The 21,868-nt window shown below is 61.7% G+C and carries 18 protein-coding genes; 17 read left to right on the plus strand and 1 reads right to left on the minus strand.

Annotation, left to right across the window (positions count from 1 at the left end; translation table 11 throughout):
- From ABI213_RS21165 to ABI213_RS21200, 8 genes are all read left to right on the plus strand, one after another.
- Window positions 1–535: MFS transporter (locus tag ABI213_RS21165; protein WP_348028549.1), on the plus strand; the 535-nt coding region annotated here is incomplete at its 5' end.
- 142 nt (window positions 536–677) lie between these two features.
- Window positions 678–6,596, plus strand: coding sequence for an excinuclease ABC subunit UvrA (gene uvrA / locus ABI213_RS21170; protein ID WP_348007864.1), 5,919 nt, complete (start codon window positions 678–680; stop codon window positions 6,594–6,596).
- A gap of 82 nt (window positions 6,597–6,678) precedes the next feature.
- Window positions 6,679–8,073 carry a P-loop NTPase fold protein gene (locus ABI213_RS21175; RefSeq protein ID WP_348007865.1) on the plus strand — a complete coding sequence of 465 codons (1,395 nt, stop codon included), beginning with the start codon at window positions 6,679–6,681 and terminating at the stop codon, window positions 8,071–8,073.
- 104 nt (window positions 8,074–8,177) lie between these two features.
- Window positions 8,178–8,351: a hypothetical protein gene (locus tag ABI213_RS21180; protein ID WP_348007866.1), complete on the plus strand. Its 174-nt coding sequence runs from the start codon at window positions 8,178–8,180 to the stop codon at window positions 8,349–8,351.
- A 395-nt stretch (window positions 8,352–8,746) separates the two neighbouring features.
- Window positions 8,747–9,292, plus strand: a complete 546-nt coding sequence (locus ABI213_RS21185; protein WP_348007868.1) for a hypothetical protein — start codon at window positions 8,747–8,749, stop codon at window positions 9,290–9,292.
- On the plus strand, window positions 9,292–9,684 hold the full coding sequence (locus ABI213_RS21190) for a hypothetical protein (protein WP_348007869.1): 393 nt from the start codon (window positions 9,292–9,294) through the stop codon (window positions 9,682–9,684). Before ABI213_RS21185 ends, ABI213_RS21190 begins: the two co-directional genes overlap by 1 nt.
- 126 nt (window positions 9,685–9,810) lie before the next feature.
- Complete coding sequence (locus tag ABI213_RS21195; RefSeq protein ID WP_348007870.1) at window positions 9,811–10,059, plus strand: hypothetical protein; 249 nt, start codon at window positions 9,811–9,813, stop codon at window positions 10,057–10,059.
- Entirely contained in the window at window positions 10,056–10,898 is an 843-nt protein-coding gene (locus ABI213_RS21200; RefSeq protein WP_348007871.1) for a DMT family transporter, read from the plus strand. The genes ABI213_RS21195 and ABI213_RS21200 overlap by 4 nt, the downstream gene beginning before the upstream one ends.
- A 66-nt stretch (window positions 10,899–10,964) precedes the next feature.
- Here the strand turns inward: ABI213_RS21200 and ABI213_RS21205 are convergent, their stop codons facing one another.
- A complete protein-coding gene (locus ABI213_RS21205) occupies window positions 10,965–11,459 on the minus strand; it encodes an Lrp/AsnC family transcriptional regulator (protein ID WP_348007872.1) in 495 nt (164 codons plus the stop codon).
- 120 nt (window positions 11,460–11,579) lie between these two features.
- Between ABI213_RS21205 and ABI213_RS21210 the strand changes: the two genes are divergently transcribed.
- From ABI213_RS21210 to xylB, 9 genes are all read left to right on the plus strand, one after another.
- Window positions 11,580–12,623, plus strand: a complete 1,044-nt coding sequence (locus ABI213_RS21210) for a histone deacetylase family protein (protein ID WP_348007873.1) — start codon at window positions 11,580–11,582, stop codon at window positions 12,621–12,623.
- Window positions 12,624–12,784: 161 nt separating this feature from the next.
- Complete coding sequence (locus tag ABI213_RS21215; protein ID WP_348028551.1) at window positions 12,785–13,645, plus strand: SHOCT domain-containing protein; 861 nt, start codon at window positions 12,785–12,787, stop codon at window positions 13,643–13,645.
- Between the two features lie 460 nt (window positions 13,646–14,105).
- Window positions 14,106–15,416, plus strand: coding sequence for a sugar ABC transporter substrate-binding protein (locus tag ABI213_RS21220; protein ID WP_348028553.1), 1,311 nt, complete (start codon window positions 14,106–14,108; stop codon window positions 15,414–15,416).
- A gap of 218 nt (window positions 15,417–15,634) precedes the next feature.
- Window positions 15,635–16,492: a sugar ABC transporter permease gene (locus ABI213_RS21225; RefSeq protein ID WP_348028555.1), complete on the plus strand. Its 858-nt coding sequence runs from the start codon at window positions 15,635–15,637 to the stop codon at window positions 16,490–16,492.
- A gap of 17 nt (window positions 16,493–16,509) precedes the next feature.
- Window positions 16,510–17,322, plus strand: a complete 813-nt coding sequence (locus ABI213_RS21230; protein ID WP_348028563.1) for a carbohydrate ABC transporter permease — start codon at window positions 16,510–16,512, stop codon at window positions 17,320–17,322.
- 65 nt (window positions 17,323–17,387) lie between these two features.
- Window positions 17,388–18,431, plus strand: a complete 1,044-nt coding sequence (gene ugpC, locus ABI213_RS21235) for a sn-glycerol-3-phosphate ABC transporter ATP-binding protein UgpC (RefSeq protein WP_348028557.1) — start codon at window positions 17,388–17,390, stop codon at window positions 18,429–18,431.
- A gap of 13 nt (window positions 18,432–18,444) precedes the next feature.
- The gene (dalD, locus tag ABI213_RS21240; RefSeq protein ID WP_348028559.1) at window positions 18,445–19,851 is read left to right on the plus strand and encodes a D-arabinitol 4-dehydrogenase; all 1,407 of its coding nucleotides are present in this window, start codon (window positions 18,445–18,447) and stop codon (window positions 19,849–19,851) included.
- A 60-nt stretch (window positions 19,852–19,911) separates the two neighbouring features.
- Window positions 19,912–20,844: an AraC family transcriptional regulator gene (locus ABI213_RS21245; RefSeq protein WP_348008378.1), complete on the plus strand. Its 933-nt coding sequence runs from the start codon at window positions 19,912–19,914 to the stop codon at window positions 20,842–20,844.
- 11 nt (window positions 20,845–20,855) lie between these two features.
- Window positions 20,856–21,868: xylulokinase (xylB, locus tag ABI213_RS21250; protein WP_348028561.1), on the plus strand; the 1,013-nt coding region annotated here is incomplete at its 3' end.

The following is a 21,868-nucleotide window of genomic DNA, read 5'->3' on the forward strand; positions in this document are numbered from 1 at the left end:
GACGCAGAACTACATCCCTTACACCAATGTGAACGGTGCTCCGGGCAGCGTTGCCAACATCAAGCTGGGCGACAAGGAGATCGCGTCGGTCACCGGCGCGCTGAACGACAAGCGCGATGCCTTCTCGGCCGACAGCAAGAAAGAGATCGACGCTTTCCGCAAGAGCGTGGTGGATACGGCGAAGGCCGCTGGTTTGACCGTCAAGGCCGACAACGCCGCGATGAACAAGCCCATGGTGCTGCTGATCCTGGTCTACCTGGTGATTCTGGTGACCATGGTCTACGGCCCCATCGCCGCCATGCTGGTCGAAATGTTCCCCACCCGCATCCGCTATACCTCGATGTCCTTGCCGTACCACATTGGCAATGGCTGGTTCGGCGGCTTGCTGCCGACCACCGCGTTCGCCATGGTGGCGGCGACGGGCGACATCTTCTACGGTCTGTGGTACCCCGTGGTGATCGCTGCGGCGACCTTTGTGATCGGCATGCTGTTCATCAAGGAAACCAAGGACGTGGACATTTACGCCAACGACTAAGCGGTTTCTTTCCCTGAAAACCTGCCGGGCTAACGTCCGGCAGGTTTTTTTACGCCCTGCAAAATCCCGAATACCCCTTGGTTCTGCCGAGGCGCAGACGCTCCCTACAATCGTCCGCCTCACCCACCAGAGCAGCACCAATATGACCCAGGGAACCATCCGCATCCGCGGAGCGCGCCAGCACAACCTCCAAAATTTGGACCTGGATATCCGCACCGGCGAGCTCACGGTGGTGACCGGCCCCAGCGGGTCTGGCAAGTCCAGCCTGGTGTTCGACACCCTGTTTGCCGAAGGGCAGCGCCGTTACGTTGAGACTTTCTCGGCCTACGCGCGCCAGTTCCTGGACCGTATGGACAAACCCGCCGTAGACAAGGTGGAGGGCGTGCCCCCGGCGATTGCCATCGACCAGACCAACCCGGTGCGCTCCAGCCGCTCCACCGTCGGCACCATGACCGAGCTGAACGACCATCTGAAGCTGCTGTACGCCCGTGCCGGGGCGTTGTTTGACCGGGTCACGGCCCAGCCCGTGCGGCACGACACGGCGGAAACCATCTACGCCGAGCTGTGCGAACGTGCGGCTGCGGCGCAAGACCCCCGTTTGGTCCTGACCTTCCCGGTCGAGCTACCCGGCAACACCAGCGCTGAAGAAGTGGCCCAGTGGCTGTCGGCCAGCGGCTTCACCCGGGTACAGGCCGAGCGCGAAGTGGCCGTGGATGCACCCGCCACCCCTGTCAAAACCAGCAAGAGGGCTGTCGCAGCCCCGACTACGCGCAAGGTGCTGGACGTGGTGGCCGACCGCTTTCGCATTGCCGGGGCGGAGAAATCCCGTGCATTGGAGGCGATTGAAGTCGCCCTTAAGCGCGGTGGCGGCCGGGTCAATGTCTACGTGCTGTCCGCCGATGAGACCGTGGAACCCCTGTTATGGAAGTTCTCCACCGGCCTGCACTGCGCCGAGAGCGACATCCGCTACACCGACCCGATTCCTTCGATGTTCTCCTTCAACTCGCCCGTGGGCGCGTGCGAGACCTGCAAGGGCTTTGGCCGTGTGATTGGCGTGGACTACGGCCTGGTCATTCCCAATGACAAGTTGACCCTGCGCTCCGGCGCGATCAAGCCCATGCAGACCCCCGCCTGGCAAGAGTGCCAGGACGACCTGATGCGCCACGCCGAGGCGGCGGGCATTCCGCGCGATACGCCGTACTACAAGCTCACCCCCGAGCACCAGCATTGGGTGATCAACGGATCGCCCAACTGGAACGGCAAGTGGAACCAGCACTGGTTTGGCGTGAAGCGCTTCTTCGAGTACCTGGAAACCAAGTCCTACAAGATGCACATCCGGGTGCTGCTGTCCAAGTACCGCAGCTACACCACCTGCCCGGCCTGCGAAGGCGCGCGCTTGAAGACCGAGAGCCTGCTGTGGCGGCTTGGCAGCGTGGACGATGCCAACACGGTGCTGGAGCCCGTCAAACGCCACCTGCCCCAGGGCGTGTCGTGGAGCCGCGTCCAGTTGGAGGCCTTGCCCGGCCTCTGCCTGCACGACCTGATGCTGCTGCCCATCGACCGCCTGCGCCGCTTCTTTGATCTGCAAGCCGACCGCATGGTGCGCGGTGACCGCAGCGGCCAAACGGGTGACATGCAAGCGCTGAAGCTGCTGCTGGACGAAATCACCACCCGCCTCAAATACCTGTGCGATGTGGGCATTGGCTACCTGACGCTAGACCGGCAGAGCCGCACCCTCAGCGGTGGTGAGGTGCAGCGTATCAACCTCACCACGGCGCTGGGCACCTCGCTGGTCAACACGCTGTTTGTGCTGGACGAGCCCAGCATCGGCCTGCACCCGCGCGACATGCACCGCATCATCGAAGCCATGCAGCGCCTGCGCGACGCGGGCAACACCTTGGTGGTGGTGGAGCACGACCCGGCCGTGATGCTGGCGGCAGACCGCATGATCGACATGGGCCCCGGCCCCGGCGCGCGCGGTGGGCAAATCGTGTTTGACGGCACGACCGATGACCTGCGCCGTGCCGATACCCTGACCGGTGCCTACCTCGGTGGCCGCAAGACCATCGGCATGGGCTTCAAAAAACTGGTGACCGACAGCACGCCCCGCCTGGTGCTGGAGGGCGCGCGCGAGCACAACCTGCAAAACGTGTCGGTCGAATTCCCCTTGCAGCGCCTGGTGTGCATCACCGGTGTCAGTGGCTCCGGCAAGTCCACCCTGATCCAGGACGTGCTGGCCCCGGCCCTGCTGCGCCACTTTGGCAAAGCCACCGATACGCCCGGCCTGCATGACCGCCTGCTGGGCGCAGATTTTTTGAGCGACGTGGTGTTTGTCGACCAGTCGCCCATCGGCAAAACCGCCCGCTCCAACCCCGCCAGCTACGTGGGCGCCTGGGATGCCATCCGCGAGATATTTGCCAACGCGCCCGCGTCACGCCAGCGCGGCTACACCGCCAGCAAGTTCAGCTTCAACAGCGGCGATGGCCGGTGCCCCACCTGCGGCGGCTCGGGCTTCGAGCACGTGGAAATGCAGTTTTTGAGCGACGTATACCTGCGCTGCCCGGACTGCGACGGCAAACGCTACCGCCCCGAAGTGCTAGAGATCACCATCGAGCGCCGCTCGGCCGCCGACGCGCGCCTGGTACAGCTCAACGTGGCCGATGTGCTGGATTTGACCGTCGCCGAGGCTGCTCTTATTTTTGACGGTGACCGCGATGTACTACGGGCGCTGCAGCCGATTTTGGATGTGGGTTTGGAATACGTGAAGCTGGGCCAGCCCGTGCCCACGCTGTCGGGCGGCGAAGCCCAGCGCCTCAAATTAGCCGGATTCCTGGCCGAGGCCGCCAAAAGCAGTGGCCGCCAGCCGCTGGCCAAAAAAGGCACGCTGTTTTTGTTCGACGAGCCGACCACCGGCCTGCACTTTGACGACATCGCCAAGCTGATGCGGGCCCTGCGCAAGCTGCTGGACGCGGGCCATTCGCTGGTGGTGATCGAGCACAACCTGGACGTGATTCGCGCCAGCGACTGGCTGATCGACATGGGCCCCGAGGGCGGCTACGGCGGCGGCCTGGTCGTGGCCGAGGGCAAGCCCGAGGACGTGCGCCACCACCCCACATCGCACACCGGTGCGGCCCTGCGCGAGTACGAATCCACCTTGGGGCTAGGCCCGCAGGTGGCGCGTGAGAAAGGCGGTTTGCTATTAAATAAGAAGCTGCTAGCGCAGGCGCAACACGCGTCAACGGCCAAAAACACCATACAAATCGTCAACGCCAAGGAGCACAACCTCAAATCCCTCAGCGTGGAGATTCCGCGCGGCCAGTTCAATGTGGTGACCGGCGTCAGCGGCTCGGGCAAGTCCACGCTGGCCTTCGACATTTTGTTCAACGAGGGCCAGCGCCGCTATCTGGAATCGCTCAACGCCTACGCCCGCAGCATCGTCCAGCCCGCGGGCCGGCCCGAGGTGGATGCCGTCTACGGCATTCCGCCCACCGTGGCCATCGAGCAGCGCCTGAGCCGCGGCGGGCGCAAGTCCACCGTGGGCACTACCACCGAGGTGTGGCACTTTCTGCGCTTGCTCTACGTCAAGCTGGGCACGCAGCACTGCATCCATGACGGCACAGCGGTACAGCCGCAAACGCCGGACAGCATTGCCGCGCAGTTGCTCAAAACCTTCCGTGGCCAGCACATCGGCCTGATGGCCCCGCTGGTGCTGAACCGCAAGGGCGTGTACACCGAGCTGGCCGACTGGGCGCGGCCGCGCAACTACACCCACCTGCGGGTGGACGGCGACTTTTTGCCGACCACCAACTTCCCGCGCATCGACCGCTTCAAGGAGCACACCGTTGAGTTGCCGGTGCTGAGCCTCGATGTCAATCCTGGCAGCGAAGTGCGCCTGCGCGAGGGGCTGATGACGGCGCTGGAGCATGGCAAAGGCGTGGTGCATGTGCTGGTGGGCATTGACGGGCTCAAGGCCGCCATGGATGCGGGCGAACCCACCGCGCACATCGGCAAAGTGGTGGTGTTTTCGACTAAGCGCGCCTGCCCGGTGTGCAGCACCAGCTATGCCGAGCTGGACCCGCGCCTGTTCAGCTACAACAGCAAGCACGGCTGGTGCCCCGACTGCGTGGGCACGGGCGTGAAGCTCACCCGCGACCAGCGGGCCGTGTTCGACGACTCGGTGCGCGCGGAAGACACCGGAGGCCGCGAGCAAACCTTTGCCGAGCCCGAGGTCGAAGATCTGCACGACGTGGCTTGCCCGACCTGCCAGGGCACGCGGCTGAACGCCACGGCCCGCGCCGTGCGCTTTGCCAATGTCGGCATCACCGACCTGGCCCGCCTAAGCGTCAGCGATATCCGCAAGTGGGTACAGGCCCTGCAAGTCGCGGGTGAAATGAGCCAGCGCGAAACCGATATCGCCCGCGACCTGGTGCCTGAAATCCAGAGCCGCCTGGAGTTTCTGGAAGAGGTCGGCCTGGGCTACCTGACGCTGGACCGGGGCGCGCCCACCTTGAGCGGCGGCGAGGCCCAGCGCATCCGCCTGGCCGCGCAGTTGGGCAGCAATCTGCAAGGGGTCTGCTACATCCTGGACGAGCCCACCATCGGCCTGCACGCCCGTGACAACCACATCCTGCTCAACGCCCTGCACACCCTCAGCAGCAAGGGCAATACCCTGGTGGTGGTGGAGCACGACGAAGACACCATCCGCCGCGCCGACCACATCATCGACATAGGGCCCAGCGCAGGCAAGCGCGGCGGGCGGCTGGTGGCGCAGGGCAGCGTGACCGATATTTCGGACGCGGCAGAGTCCGTGACGGGCCGCTACCTGCTGCACGCCATGCGCCACCCGCTGCAAGCGCGACGCGCCGTGGACGCGTTTGACCCGGCAGCGGTGGCGCTACCCGTGGCCGATCTGCCCTACGTGGCCGCCACGGCCAAGAGCAAAGCAGCGGCCAAAAAGAAGGCGGCTGCCGAGCCCGAAGCGGTCGCAGTGGCGGAGCCCTTGCAATGGCTGGTCGTCACCGGCGCCACCATGCACAACCTGCAAAACGTTACCGCCCACGTGCCCCTGAAGCGCCTGGTGGCCATCACCGGGGTCAGCGGCTCCGGCAAGTCCACGCTGGCGCGCGACGTGCTGCTGGCCAACGTGCAGGCGGCGGTGGTCCAACGCAGTACCAAAGCCGGACGCGAGAGCTGGGCCGCAGGCCAACACGCGCCCTGGCTGGGCTGTGCCGACGTGGCAGGCTTCGCCGCCATCGACCGCGTGCTGGAAGTGGACCAAACCCCCATCGGCAAAACCCCGCGCAGCTGCCCCGCCACCTACATCGGCTTTTGGGACACCATCCGCAAGCTGTTTGCCGAGACGCTGGAAGCCCGCGCGCGTGGCTACGGCCCGGCGCGCTTCTCGTTCAACACCGGCGAAGGCCGCTGCCCCAGCTGCGAAGGCCAGGGCCTGCGCACCATCGCCATGAGCTTCATGCCCGACGTGAAGGTGAAGTGCGAAACCTGCCACGGTGCGCGCTTTAACCCCGAGACGCTGACCGTCACCTGGCGCGGCAAAAGCATTGGCGACGTGCTGCAAATGGAGGTGGACGAAGCGGTGGACTTTTTCAAAGTGATGCCCGTCATCGCCTACCCGCTGCAACTGCTGAAAGACGTGGGCCTGGGCTACCTGACCATCGGCCAGCCCTCGCCCACGCTGAGCGGCGGCGAGGCCCAGCGCATCAAGCTGGTCACCGAACTGGCCAAGGTGCGCGACGACATCACCAAACGCGGCCAAAAAGCCCCGCACACCTTGTACGTGCTGGACGAACCCACCGTGGGCCTGCACATGGCCGACGTGGAAAAGCTGATCCGCGTGCTGCACCGCCTGGTAGACGGCGGCCACAGCGTGGTCGTCATCGAGCACGACCTGGATGTGATCGCCGAGGCGGACTGGGTGATTGACCTGGGGCCGGATGGCGGGAATGGCGGTGGACGGATTGTGGCGGCGGCACCGCCGGAGACGGTGGTGGCGTTGGGGACGGCGACGGGCGTGGCGCTGAAGGCGGTGTTGGCGCGGTAGGTGGTTGCTATGAAAAATGTAGCTTCTGGCGCACATTTAATGTGCGCTGGATGCCCTTTTTAATCATCAGTCAGGTCTTGAAATGACATATCGAATTGCAGAGCTGGAAGTTCCACCAGAATCCCCATTTTTGAATGATGGCCTAGGGCGGAAACCACTCGTGGAATTTTTGGCCAGCCTCATTGGCAAGCTGCAAGGGCCTTTCGTTCTTGCACTGGACTCTCCCTGGGGGACAGGTAAAACCACACTCGTCAAGATGCTGAAAGCCACCCTGGAACAGCAGGAGTTCCAGTGCATTTACTTCAACGCGTGGCAGGTTGACTACGTGACAGATCCACTTGTTGCGCTGGTGTCCTCTGTTGATCGTCTTTCCTTGGGCACAGGAGAAGCAGAATCTGCTTTTAGATCGCACCTGAAGACGGTCAAAAAAATTACTTCTGCAGTTGCCAAACGTGGTGCTATTGCTGCAGCAAAAGCCGTCACTTTGGGGGCACTTGACCTTGAAAAGGATATCGAAGCTGTGGCTGCAGAAGTGGCCGGGGGACTAGCGGGTGACGCAGTAGATGCATTCCAAAAAGAGACCGAGGCGCTGGCTAAGTTTCGAGAGGAGCTTGAAGCTGCAGTCGCTCAGTTGAAAAGGGCTGGAAAGAAGGAGACTTTGGTCTTCTTCTTGGACGAATTGGATCGTTGCCGCCCCACGTTTGCCATTGAAATGTTAGAGCGTATCAAGCACCTTTTTGATGTACAAAACATTGTGTTTGTATTGTCTGTTGATAAGTCTCAGCTTGAAGCAAGTACGGCAGCTGTTTACGGCGAAAAAATTAATGCCCAAGAATACTTGAGACGCTTCATTGATATTGAATATATGCTTCCTGTGATCAAAGGGGAGGCTTTTACGGAGTTGCTTTTCAAAATATTTAATCTTGATGAGATTTTTGCAAAACGATCAAATTCCGAGTTAAGGTATGACAGAAAACATTTTGTTGAATTCTTTTCTGCGATCGCGGACGTGACTGAGTTGTCGCTGAGGACTAGAGAGCGTTGCATTGCTCGTCTTCAGGTCGTTATGGATCAAACGCCTGAGAATAATTATTTGTTTGCGCCACTGATTGCTTTGCTTATTGTGCTGCGAACAATTAATAAGAGTCTTTTTATTTCCCTGAAAAATGGATCCACAGCAGCAAGCGATGTGATGCATTATTTGAGAGGTTTGCCGGGTGGTTTGGATTTTATTGAGACCCGAATGGGTATTCTTTTGGAAATTGGTTTGGTGTTGGCTGACGAAAATGGAGAGAGAAAAGATGAGGTACTTTCTGATTTAAATAATCAGGTGGTAGCGGAAAAGGCTGATCAAATCAATGGAAGAGCTTCAAAACTTCAAAAGATGATGGGGTATTTTAATAATTTCGACTATGATGGACCTCGGCTTAGCTCTATGGTTAATAAAATAGAACTAGCCTCTGGATTGAAAAGTTAATATTTTACTCGCCTGGGTTATTATATATTTACGAATTAGTGGTGTTAAGGCAGTTGCGCAATTCGCTATCAGTACTTTCGCCAAATGTAATTAAGGTCTGGGGCTTGCCCTATACAAGCAACCAGCCCACTACCAAGGGGGCTTTGCAGTCCGAATTTGTGGAGCGCGGGCAGCAGGCACACCGCATGCACCGACAGATCGCAGATACCTATGCGGCGGACTGGGATGCAGTGCACGTGGCAGTCGGTTCATTTGCCGACGAGCACTCCACGCTTTGATCGTGTTCTGATGGCCCAGTCTGAAGAGAATCTCAGCAAGAAGGCATTGTGGGCCGACATTTCTTTCGCGGCGCTGGTGCCGCTCTCGCAATTTGACAGCTGCCATGCCCTGCCTTACTGGTTAATCCTCCGACTGTGGATTCGCGCATGAACCCGGTGTTTGAAATGGTCGGGCGAGCACATCGGCTCGTTGGCCGACCAGGGCCAGACCATCGCCGATGCTTTGGACGAGTTGCTGGCGCGGTCTTGGGGATGATCCCTTCGGCCATCGCTCTGGTCCTGTACACCGTTCGTCCTGATGGCGCGACACTGGCTACGTACATTGTTGATGGGTATGGCCAAAACCGGAGTCATTCGCCATTTGCAAATGGCGAATGACTCTCTAGAATATGTCCATGTACCGCTCTAAAACCAACCCGCAAATCGTCCTGCGCCCGCAAGACCTGGTGGTGCTTTTGCGCCTCTCGCTGGACAGCGATGCCGTACCCACGTACGCCGCGTTAGCCGGTGAACTTAAGCTGACGGCATCCGAAATCCATGCGGGCGTCGAGCGGGCGGTGGTGGCGCAATTGGCGCGCAAGGACGCTGCCGGACGCCCTGCGGTTTTACTAGAACCACTGCGGCTTTTTGTGCAGCATGGGGCGCGCTATTGCTTTCCGGCCACGCGGGGTGAAATGACGCGGGGCGTGCCCACCAGCTATGCCGCTGCACCTATGAAGGCGCTGGTCGTTCAGCCTAATGAGCCTCCACCTGTGTGGCCGCACAAGCTGGGCACAGTGCGGGGGGCTGCGTTTTACCCGCTATACCCTACCGTGCCCGAAGCCGCATTGGCCAACCCAGCGTTGTACGAACTGCTGGTCTTGGTGGATGCCGTGCGCGGCGGTAGCCTGCGCGAGCGTGCGCTGGCCATTGCCGCGCTGGACCAACGCTGGGCCGCTTGATGTTCAACCCGAATGACCCGAACGTGGTGATGCTGGAGTTGGTAGCCCGCAGGCTGGGCGAGGTGCTATGCAGCCAGTTTGCCTTTGTGGGCGGCGCGGTTGCTGGTTTGCTGGTGACCGACCCGGCCCAGCCTTCCATTCGTCCGACAGAAGACGTGGACATCGTGGCCGAGGTGCTGGCTTTGTCGGGCTACCACCGCATTGAAAAGGCGTTGCGTGCGCTGGGTTTTGTGCAAGACATGCGCCCGCTGCACCCATCTGCCGCTGGCAAGTGGAGGGCGTTACGGTGGATGTCATGCCCAGCAAGCCCGAGACTCTGGATTTCGCCAACCGCTGGTATACCCTGTGCGTCCGTACAGCCCAAGCTTTGGCACTGCCCAGCGGGCTTGTGATCCGCGTGATCCAGGCACCGGTATTTATTGCTACGAAGCTGGAGGCCTTTCACGGCCGGGGCGCGGGCGACTACCTGTTCAGCGTGAAACAACTTTCATGGCTCGGGGTGCTCTGCACCCGAGTCCATGAAAGTTAGTCACGATATGGGTGACATCCTGGGGGTCGTAGATGGACGTGGCAGTCTGGTGGATGAATGCCTGCAGTCGCCGCCGTCTTTACAGACTTATTTGGCTGCACAGTTCACATTGCTGATGGCCAACCGTCGGTTTCGGGATGCCTTGCCAGGGCATTTGCCGGGCGACGCCGTGGCGCAAAGCCGTTTGAGCGACCTGGAAGCCACATTGCAAAAATTGGCAAACCTCTCGGCCGTATGACTCCCTCCGTCATCCTCCTCGTCCTCTGCGCCGCGCTCTGCCATGCCAGCTGGAATGCGCTGCTGAAAAGCACTGCCAGTACCGACCGCAAGGCGGTGCTGACGCTGATGATGGTGGGGGCGGGTCTGGGTGGCTTGCCGCTGGCGCTGCTGCGGCCGTTTCCGCTGCCGGCCAGCTGGGTGTATGTGGCGCTGGGCGTGGCCTTGCACGTGCTCTACAACGTGTTTCTGGTGCGGGCCTACAAGGTGGGCGACTTTGGCCAGTCGTACCCGATCGCGCGCGGCTCGTCGCCCATGCTGGTGTCCATCGGCGCGGCGCTGTTTGTGGGCGAGCACATGGGGCTGTGGGTGTGGCTGGGCGTGGTGTTGATCTCGGTTGGCATCTTCAGCCTGGCGGAGCTGCGCCGGGGCATGCCGCTGGACGGGCCGCTGACGGCGGTGACCACCGGGGCTTTCATCGCCGCCTACACCGTGGTCGATGGGCTGGGCGCGCGGGCGGCGGGCGATGCGCTGGCCTATGCGGGCTGGTTGTTTGTGCTGGACAGCCTGGCCATGCTGCTGTTGTACTGGGTCCAGCACCGTGCCTGGCCGCGCAAACTGGGGGCGCGCGCTGTGTGGACGGGTTTGGGCGGTGGAGTCATGTCGCTGGCGTCGTATGGCATCGTGATTTGGGCCGTGGCGCGTGCGCCCATGGGCACGGTGTCGGCGCTGCGCGAGACCTCGGTGCTGTTTGCCGCGCTGATCGGCGCGCTGTTTCTGGGTGAGCCGCTAACCCTGCGCCGCGGCCTGGCCTGCGTTCTGATCACCGCCGGAGCGATGGTGCTGGGTTTCTACCATTAAGGTATTTTTGCTATTTAAAAAATAGCTGTCAGCGCAGGTGCTGCCTGCGCTGGAGGCCTTTTTTCTTTAAATTTCCGCGTCGGCTACGGGCAACTGGCTGGAGGCCTTGATCTCCCGCAGTGCCAGGCTGGAGTGGATCAGGCTCACGCCCGGCAGGCTGCGCAGCACGTTTTCCACAAAGTCGCTGTAGGCATCCAGGCTGGGGGCCACCACCTGCAGCAGGTAGTCGGCCTGGCCGGTGACCTTGTGGCAGCTCAGCACCTCGGGGTGCTGCTGGATGCGCGCTTCAAAGCCTTGTACCGATGCGTCGGTGACGACATTAAAGGTCACTTGCACAAAGGCCAGGATGTCCAGCCCGAGTTTGCGGCGGTCCAGGGTGGCCTGGTAGCCGGTGATGAAGCCCTGGTCTTCCAGTCGTTTCAGCCTGCGCCAGCAGGGCGTGACGCTGAGCGCCACCTGCTCGGCCAGCTGCGGTGTGGACAGGGTGCCGTCTTTTTGCATGAGCCGCAAAATAGTGCGGTCTGTGCTGTCTAGTGCGTGCGTGGAGTTGATCGTACCCATAGATAGCCTTAAAACACTGTTTTCAGTGCGCATGGTAGCGCTGGGCGGGGTGATAAAGCAAAGCTATTTCTGCCGCCTGGCGGCATACTTTGGGCTCCACCGCACCGAGAGAAATTCCGCATGATCACCGTCTACAACCACCACCACGCCCTGCACCAGGGCAAGCTTGAAATGTTCCGGGGCCAACTGGTGCCTTGCTTTGAGGTGCCCGCCCGGGCCGACGATGTACTGCAAGAGTTGCAGCGCCGCCAGCTCGGCGAGGTGCTGGCACCGCAGGACTGCGGGCTGGGCCCGATCCAGCGCATCCACAGCACCCGCTACCTGGATTTTCTGGCCGGGGCCTGGGCTGAGTGGATGGCGCTGGACCCTTTGAACGCCGAGCGCGATGCGTTGCCCTCGGTGTGGCCGGTGCGCAGCTTTCGCAGCGACGTGTTGCCCGCTAATTTTTCGGCGCGGATGGGGCTGTTCTCGTATGACGCGGGCACGCCGCTCACATCCGGCACCTGGGCGGCGGCCTACGCCGGGGCCTGCTGTGCGGTGACCGCCGCCCAGCAGGTCAGCGGTGGTGCGCGCAGCGCTTTTTCCTTGAGCCGCCCGCCGGGCCACCACGCGGGGGCGGACTTTTTTGGCGGCTACTGCTTCTTGAACAACGCGGCCATTGCCGCCCAGGCGCTGCGCGACGCGGGGGCCGAGCGGGTCGCGGTGCTGGACATCGACTACCACCACGGCAACGGCACGCAGGCTATTTTTTACGACCGGGCCGACGTGTTTTTTGCCAGCGTGCACGGCGACCCGCATACCGAATACCCGTTTTACCTGGGTTACGCGGATGAGGTCGGGCAGGGCGCGGGGCTGGGGGCCAACCTGAACCTGCCGCTGCCACGCGGCACTGGCTTTGCGCGTTGGCGCGAGGCGTTGGCGCTGGCCTTGCAGCGGATTGCGCAGAGTGGGGCACAGGCGCTGGTGGTATCGCTGGGGTTGGACACCTTCGAGGGCGACCCAATTTCGGGCTTTCAGCTGCGCAGTGAAGACTATTTCCGGGTGGGCGAAGACTTGGCGGCGGCGGGTCTGCCCACGGTGTTTGTGTTCGAGGGGGGCTACGCGGTGGATGCGCTGGGGACCAATACGGTGAATGTGCTGGAGGGTTATGCCCAGAGGGCATGAGGCTGTAGTCTTTTCGTCACCTTATTGCACGCTTGCACTGTTAGAGTCATTGCCTTAGTGGTTTCCACTATTGCACTCTCAGGATTTACGCAAGTCCCTTTGTGCGCCCAACGGGCGGCACAGAGGGCGCTGCGGAAGTCCTCACTCTTCAGGTTACTTTTATGCGTCAACTCTCCCCCGCAGGCCAGCAGGCCGTCAACGACATTGCCCAACGCCAAGGCTTCAGCACCAACGCGGTGGAATCCATGCTGGAGTCGGTCATCAACGGCAACGGCAGCATGGCGCAGTTCAGCCACCCTGAATTTGGCGGCGGCGGACAGTGGATGTCGGGCGGCATGACCATGATTGGCGACATGTTCAACGGCTACCTCAAAAGCCGGGTCGATAACCTGTGCAGCGAGCTGGCGCGTTTGATCAGCAACCAGCCCGATCTGATGCGCAGCGGCAGCTTCCAGAGCCAAAGCCAGAACGGCAGCACCCAATACAACGGTTCGAATAATTCCAATAGCTCCCACGCGTCAAGCGGCGGCAACAGCTTGTTTGCCCCCGCCCCGCCGGACTGGTGGGGTTCCGACCTGCGTTTCCCCAACAGCACCGGCGGGCAAAACGACATGCGTTACGCCTACTTTGCACAGGCCCGGCGTTTGGCGATTGACGTGGGCGGCCAGGTCACCGTGTACGACACGCTGGACCACAGTATTGGCGGTGTGTCGCAGCAGAGCAGCGGCTACGCCCCCCAGTTCAGCAGCCAGTACGGCTACGTGAACATTTCGCAGTTGCCGGTGGTCAGCATCAACGGCATGGCCCCGATGGCACCCATGCCCGCCCCGTCGCCGATGGCGGCCCCGGCTTTCAACAGCAACAACGACAGCAGCTACAACAACAACGTCAACAACGCGGGCTCCGCCAACGCGGGCGACGTTTTTGCCAGTATCGAAAAAATGGCGGCCTTGCAGGCTAAGGGCATCTTGACCCCGCAAGAGTTCGCCACCAAAAAGGCCGAGTTGCTGAGCCGCCTGTAAGCCGCTCACCCGTCTCTCAATGAGCCCCCGCAGGCCGTGCACCACGGTTTGCGGGGGCTTTTTTGTGGGTGCGGGGAAGCCACTGCGGATGCACGGCTGCTACAGATGGCTAACTTGGCGTGCCACTCCGTTTGCTATTTAATGTGTAGCTGGTTGCGCAGGTGGAATATGCGTAAAAGCCTCTTTTCTTCTAAGGACTACGCCGACACTGACGGTGGCGGCCGTGGTTGGGGCGACCGGTATTTGCGCCAATCTGGTGCGGCTTGCTGCCGTACAAGCTGCAAATCCAGATACTTTTATCTAGGAAATAAGGGTTTTTACTAGACTTCTGTCGCATCAAAGTACAAGAACTAGCCCTTTGGGTATTGTTGTTTGCGAGTGCGTACTCCTACGATTGCGGCACCGATCAAGTGCATCGCATGTGCTTGCGGAATTTGTCTAAAACCTCAGGAGACACTCCATGAAATTGAAATACTGCGCTGCCTTGGTCACCGCGATGTTTGCTTCGGCCAGCGCATTGGCCGCCACCGAACTGGTCATTGCCACCGTGAACAACGGCCACATGATCACGATGCAAAAGTTGACCAAGCACTTTGAAGCCGCCAATCCCGACATCAAGGTCAAATGGGTCACGATGGAAGAAGGCGTGCTGCGCCAGCGCGTCACCACCGACATCGCCACCAAGGGCGGCCAGTTTGACGTGATGACCATTGGCCTGTACGAGGCCCCAATCTGGTCCAAAAAGGGCTGGTTGGCGCCTATCGTGACCGATGCCGCCTACGACATCGACGACATGCTGCCGGCCATCCGCGACGGTCTGTCGATGAATGGCAAGTTGTACGCCGCCCCGTTCTACGGCGAAAGCTCGATGACCATGTACCGTGCCGACCTGGTCAAGGCTGCCGGCCTGACCATGCCTGCCAACCCCACCTGGGCGGAAATGGCCAATATCGTGGCCAAGATCAACGACCCGGCCAAGGGCGTGTACGGCCTGTGCCTGCGCGGCAAGCCGGGCTGGGGCGACAACATGGCATTCCTGAGCACCATGGTCAACACCTACGGCGGTCAGTGGTTTGACATGGCTTGGAAGCCACAAATCGACACCAAGCCTTGGCACGATGCCATCAACCAGTATGTGGACCTGATGAAGAAGTACGGCCCTCCCGGCGCTTCGGCCAACAGCTTCAACGAAAACCTGGCTTTGATGAACGAAGGCAAATGCGGCGTGTGGATCGATGCCACCATTGCCGCTTCGTTCGTGAGCGACCCCAAGCAGTCCAAAGTGGCCGACAAGATGGCCTTCACCCAGGCACCTGTCGCGGTAACGCCCAAGGGTGCCAACTGGCTGTGGTCGTGGAACCTGGCCGTGCCTGCCTCCAGCAAGAAGCCTGAAGCGGCACAGAAGTTCATCACCTGGGCGACCTCCAAAGACTACGTGAACCTGGTGGCCAAAGAAGAAGGCTGGAACGCCGTGCCCACCGGTACGCGCAAGTCCACCTACGCCAACCCCGAGTTCCAGAAGGTGGCCAAGTTCGCCACCGAAGAGCTCAAGGCCATCAACAGCGCCAACCCCAACGACAGCACTTTGCCCAAGTCGCCGTATGTGGGCGTGCAGTACGCCGCGATTCCTGAGTTCCAGGCGATCGGCATTGCGGTGGGCCAGCAAATGAGCGCAGCCTTGGCGGGCAAGGTCACGGTCGATGCGGCTTTGAAGACATCGCAAACCGCTGCCGAGCGTGAAATGACCAAGGGCGGTTACTACAAGAAGTAAAGCGCTGATCGGGTGCGTGGAGGGGTGGCGACCCAAGCCGCTGCTCCCCACAGCTCCATGGACCGGCTTGCGCTGTGTACGCCTGGCGGGGTTGTTGGCTGATGCGTTTCAGACCTGGCAACTTCGTTCCGCTGGACCGCAGGGAATCCGAAAAATGGGCTTCAACCACGGCTCCCCCCAAGGGCCAGGGTTGTAGGCCCGCTCTTGAAAGCTACACCATGAACCGTTTTCTCCCGCGTGCCCTGATGGCACCGTCGATCGTCACCTTGTTTCTGTGGATGATCGTTCCCCTGGTGATGACGCTGTACTTCTCCGTCATCCACTACAACCTGATGCAGCCCGACCAAACCGGCTTCGTCGGCCTGGAGAACTTTCGCTACTTCATCACCGACCCGGACTTCTGGCCGTCGGTGCTGCACACCCTGCAACTGCTGGGCTCGGTGGTGGTCATCACCGTGGTACTGGGCATAGGCCTGGCCGTGCTGGTCAATGAGCCCTTCCCCGGCCAAGGCATCGTGTGCGTGCTGCTGATCTCGCCCTTCTTCGTCATGCCCACCGTCAACGCCCTGCTGTGGAAGCACATGATGATGAACCCGATCTACGGGGTCATGGCACACGTCTGGCAGTTCTTTGGCCTCACCCCCATCGACTGGATGACCGACTTCCCCCTGCTGTCGGTGATCATCATGCTGTCGTGGCAATGGCTGCCGTTTGCCTGCCTGATCTTCATCACCTCGCTGCAATCGCTGGACCGCGAGCAAATGGACGCTGCCGGCATGGACGGCGCCACTGGTCTGGACAAGTTCTACTACCTCGTGCTACCCCACATGGGCCGCTCCATCGCCGTGGTGATCATGATCGAGATGATCTTCTTGCTCAGCGTGTTTGCCGAAATCTTCACCACCACCGGTGGTGGACCCGGCAACGACAGCACCAACCTGGCCTTCTTGATCTTCAAGCAAGCGCTGATGAACTTTGACGTGGGTGTGGCCTCGGCCGGGGGCTTGTTTGCGGTCATTCTGGCCAACATCGCCTCCATCTTCCTGGTCAAGCTCGTCGGCAAGAACCTGGACTGAACCGGACCACCACCATGATGAAACAACCTCCCTTCCCGCTGTGGCGCACCGTGTTCTCCTGGGGCATTGCGCTGTTTCTGTTCTTCCCGCTGTTCTGGGTCGGCATCACCGCGTTCAAGACCGAGGGCCAGGCGATTGCCGGGCACCTGTTCTTCTCGCCCACGCTGGCCAGCTTTGCCGAAGTGCAAGAGCGCAGCAACTACCTGCTGTTTGCCAAGAACTCGCTGATCACCAGCCTGGGCTCGACCATTCTGGGCATCCTGATTGCCGTGCCGGCCGCCTACTCCATGGCCTTCTTCCCCACCAAGAGAACCCGCGACATCCTGCTGTGGATGCTATCGACCAAGATGATGCCCGCCGTGGGCGCCCTGGTGCCGGTGTACGTGATGGCGCAGACCGTGGGCATGCTGGACTCGCTGACCGCCCTGGTCATCGTCTTCACCCTGTCCAACCTGCCCATCATGGTCTGGATGCTGTACAGCGCCTTCAAGGAAGTCCCCAAGGACATTCTGGAAGCCGTGCGCCTGGACGGTGCCACCGTGTGGGAAGAGTTCCGCTGGGTGATTCTGCCTTTGTGCATGGGCGGTATCGCCTCTACCGGCCTGCTGTGCCTGGTGCTGTCGTGGAACGAAGCCTTCTGGGCCTTGAACCTGACCTCGGCCAACGCCGGCACGCTGGCCTCGCTGATCGCCTCGTACTCCAGCCCGGAAGGCTTGTTCTGGGCCAAGTTGTCGGCCGCCTCGCTGATGGCCATCGGACCCATCATTGTGTTTGGCTGGTTCAGCCAGAAGCAGTTGGTCCAAGGCCTCACCTTCGGCGCTGTCAAGTAACTCTTAGGTCTTAGGTTTTTTCCAGGGCCGTGCGTCGGCCCTGGCCCCCCATTCAAGGAACCATCATGTCATTCTTACAACTCCGTGGTGTTGAGAAATTCTTTGGCGAGCACCGCGCCATCAAGGGTATCGACCTCGATATCAACAAAAACGAGTTCATCGTCTTCGTCGGCCCCTCCGGCTGCGGCAAGTCCACCCTGCTGCGCATGATCGCCGGGCTGGAGTCCACCGACGGCGGCAGCCTGCACGTGGACGGCAAAGACATCACCCACCTGCCGTCCAGCCAGCGCGAGCTGGCCATGGTGTTCCAAAGCTATGCCCTGTACCCGCACATGACGGTGTTTGACAACATGTCTTTCGCCCTGAAGCTGGCCAAGGTGGCCCCCGACGAGATCAAGAAGAAGGTGGAGGCCGCTGCCGAGAAGCTCAACCTCACCGCCTACCTCAAACGCACCCCCAAAGAGCTCTCCGGTGGCCAGCGCCAGCGTGTGGCGATTGGCCGCGCCATCGTGCGGGCGCCCAAGATCTTTTTGTTTGACGAACCCCTGTCCAACCTGGATGCGGCCCTGCGTGGCCAAACCCGGGTGGAAATCCACAAACTGCACCGCGCCCTGGGGGTCACCACCATCTACGTGACCCACGACCAGGTGGAGGCCATGACCCTGGCCGACCGCGTGGTGGTGCTGCGCGACGGTGCCATCGAGCAGGTCGGCGCACCGCTGGAGCTGTACGACAAACCGGCCAACCAGTTTGTGGCCCAGTTCATCGGCATGCCGTCGATGAACATCGTCAAGGCCGCCCAGCTGTCGCAGTTTGGGGCCTTGGCGGGCCAGGCGGCAGGCCGGGTGCCCCAAGACGGCCTGATCGGCGTACGCCCCGAAGGCGTGCGGGTCTTGCCGGTGGGCAGTGCCGGTGTACCCGGCAAGGTGGAGCTGATCGAAGCCCTGGGGGCCGACACCCTGATCCACGTGGACGTGATGGGCACGCAGATGATCTCCCGCCAGGCCGAACGCACCACCTTGCAGATTGGCGACCCGGTGACGCTGGAGTTCGATCTGAACACCTTGCATTGCTTTGACAGCGCCGGCCGCACGGTCGCACTGTCCTGAGGAGCCCAACGCCATGTCCGCTTCTGAACAATTGGTGATGCTGCACCTGGGCGTGGGCTCGTTCCACCGCGCCCACCAGGCCGTTTACATGCACAAGCTGCGCGCCTCGGGGGATACCCAGTGGTCGCTGGCCGGGGGCAATACCCGCCCTGACATGCCCGAGACTATGGCGGCGCTGGCCGCCCAGGGCGGTGCCTATACGCTGGAGACCGTGACCCCGGCGGATGAGCGCAGCTACGAGAAGATTGAATCCATCCGCCAGATCGTGCCGTACGAGCCCAGTCTGGCCGGGCTGATCAAAGTAGGGGCCGATGCCAACACCCGCATCATCTCGTTCACCGTCACTGAGGCCGGTTACTACCTGGATGCCCACGACCAGCTGGACCTGGCTGCCCCCGACCTGGCCGCTGATCTGCAGCGGGCCAAGCAAGGCCAGCCCGGTAGCTGCATCTACGCAGCCCTGACTGCCATCCTGCGAGCGCGCAGGGCCAGCGGCGGTGGCAAGGTGACGCTGCTGAACTGCGACAACCTGCGCCACAACGGCGACCGCGTGCGCAAGGGGCTGCTGTCCTTCATCGCGTTGGTGGGCGACACGGCACTGCACGCCTGGGTGCTGGCGAACACCACCTGCCCCAACGCCATGGTGGACCGCATCACACCGCGCCCTGCGCCCGAGCTGCGGGGCCGGGTGCTGGCGGCGACGGGTTGGGACGACGGGGCTGCCATCATGGGTGAATCCTTCATCCAGTGGGTGATTGAAGACAACTTCTGCAATGGCCGCCCTGCCTGGGAGGCGGTGGGGGTGCAGATGGTGGCATCGGTGGCGGCGTTTGAAGAGGCCAAGATCCGCCTGCTCAATGCGACGCACAGCTGTATTGCCTGGGCCGGGACGCTGGCGGGCTATACCTACATCCACGAAGGGACGCACGATGCGCGTATCCGCAAGATGGCCTATGACTATGTGACCGATGACGTGATTCCTTGTTTGGATACGCCGGAGCATCCGTGTCCGCTGGATTTGCCTGCCTACCGCGATACGGTGCTGGACCGGTTCGGGAATGCGGCGATTTTGGATACCAATCAGAGGGTGGCCGCCGATGGCTTTTCCAAGATGCCAGGCTTTATCGCTCCTACCGTGCGCGAGTGCTTGGCGCAGGGCCGCAGCATCGACGCGGTGGCCGTGTTGCCCGCGCTATTTTTGGCCTTCCTGCAGCGCTGGCACCGGGGTGAACTGTCCTATGTCTACCAAGACCAGGCGATGGACCCTGCTGTAGCGCATGCCATGTGCGATGCCGCAGATCCGGTCGTGGCGCTGGCGGGTAGCGTGTCGTTTTGGGCCGAGCTGGCCGGTGATCCGCGCCTGGTCGCTGCACTGCAAAAAGCCACGCTGCAAGTAAACCAGTTCATCCAGAAAGCGTAATGACCGCCACCGTCTAAGTGTTTACCTTGGACGGTGGTAATGTCACGGGGTAACAAGGAGATGACCATGGCCAGCCTGCGACAACGGGACCGCGAACCAGAGCTGGAACACGACCTGGGCCGCCATTTGACTCTGGGCTACGAGCCGCTGGAATTGCCTGGCAGCTTGCGCTATCTGGAGCACGGTATTCCCACGCCGCTGGTGCGCTGGCACCAGCACGAAGAATGTGAATTGCACCTGATCGTCGAGACCCGGGGCAAGCTGTTTGTGGGGGACTACATCGGCCACTTCGAGCCCGGCAATCTGGTGCTGACCGGTCCACGCCTGCCGCACAACTGGATCAGCAGCGACGGCCCGGACGAAGTGGTCCACCTGCGCGACATGGTCCTGCAGTTTTCGGAAGCGCCGCTGCGCCAGGCAGGGGCCGAAGTGGCCGAGCTGCACAGCGTGCTGCCTTTGCTGGAGCGGGCCCGCCACGGTATTGAATTTTTTGACATGAGCGAGGTGACCCGCGATGCCCTGGTGCGGATTAAAAGCAGCCACGGCATGGCGCGGTATGGCGAATTCTTGATGCTGTTGGACCGTCTGGCCCGTTGCACCGACTACCGGCTGCTGTCTACCGTGCAAATGCAAAGCTTTGACGACGATGCCTCGCTGGCGCAAATCAGCGGCATCGTCAGCTACCTGACTGAACACAGTGCCGAGCAGTTCACCATGGGTGAAGTGGCCGAGCGCGTGGGCATGACCGAAAGCCAGTTCTCCCGCTATTTTCGCCGCGCCACCGGCAACACCTTTACCGACTTTGTGAACCGCCTGCGCATCAACCGTGCCTGCCAGTTGCTGATGGAAACTGACCGCTACATCAACAACGTCTGCTACGACGTGGGTTTCAACAATGTCGCCAACTTCAACCGCCGCTTCATGCAAATCAAAGGCATGACCCCCAAAGACTTCCGCCGCCAGGCTGAAGCCCGTTTCGGCAACAAGCACTGAAAAGAACCCCCATGTATTTAGGACTCGACCTCGGTACCTCTGAACTCAAGGCCCTGCTGCTGGCCGACGACCACCGCGTGGTGGCCGTGGCGCATGCGCAGCTTACCGTGCAGCAGCCCCAGCCCCTGTGGTCTGAACAAGACCCGCACAGCTGGTGGCGCGCGCTGGAATCGGTGATGGACCAGCTGGCAGCCAGCCACCGCGCCGACCTGTCTGCCGTGCGCGCCATCGGTCTGTCGGGCCAGATGCACGGAGCGGTGCTGCTGGACGCGCAAGACAAGGTGTTGCGCCCGGCGATTCTGTGGAACGATGGCCGCAGCGGCGCGGCCTGTGTGGCCCTGACCGCAGCTGTGCCTGAGGTGGCCGACATCACCGGCAACCTGGCCATGCCCGGCTTCACCGCCCCCAAACTGTGGTGGCTGCGCGAGCATGAGCCCGAGATATTCAAGCAAACCGCCCGTGTGCTGCTGCCCAAGGACTATCTGCGCTTGCTGATGACCGGCGAGGCCGTGACCGACTGTTCCGATGCCTCCGGCACCCTGTGGCTGGATGTGGGTGCACGCCGCTGGTCGCCCAAGTTGCTGGCGGCTTCTGGACTGGACGCGTCTTACATGCCCCGCGTGGTCGAGGGTAGCGAAGTCTCCGCCGGCTTGTCGGCCCACATCGCCACACGGTGGGGCCTGCGTGCGGGTCTGCCGGTGGCCGGTGGCGGTGGCGACAATGCGGCCAGCGCCGTGGGCATGGGTGTGGTGTCGCCGGGCCAAGGCTTTGTGTCGCTGGGCACCTCCGGCGTGGTGTTTCTGGCTACCGACACTTTTCGGCCCAACCCGGCCCAGGCGGTGCACGCGTTTTGCCACGCTCTGCCGAACCGCTGGCACCAGATGTCGGTGATGCTGTCCGCCGCCAGCGCCGTCAGCTGGGCCACCAAGCTGCTGCGCTTTGAAAACGAAGCCGCGCTGCTGGCCGCTGCCGCCCAGGTGTCGTCCAGTGCCCGCGCCAATGCGCCACTATTTTTGCCCTACCT

It is taken from the genome of Rhodoferax sp. (genome assembly GCF_039922535.1).
GTDB lineage: Bacteria > Pseudomonadota > Gammaproteobacteria > Burkholderiales > Burkholderiaceae_C > Rhodoferax_B.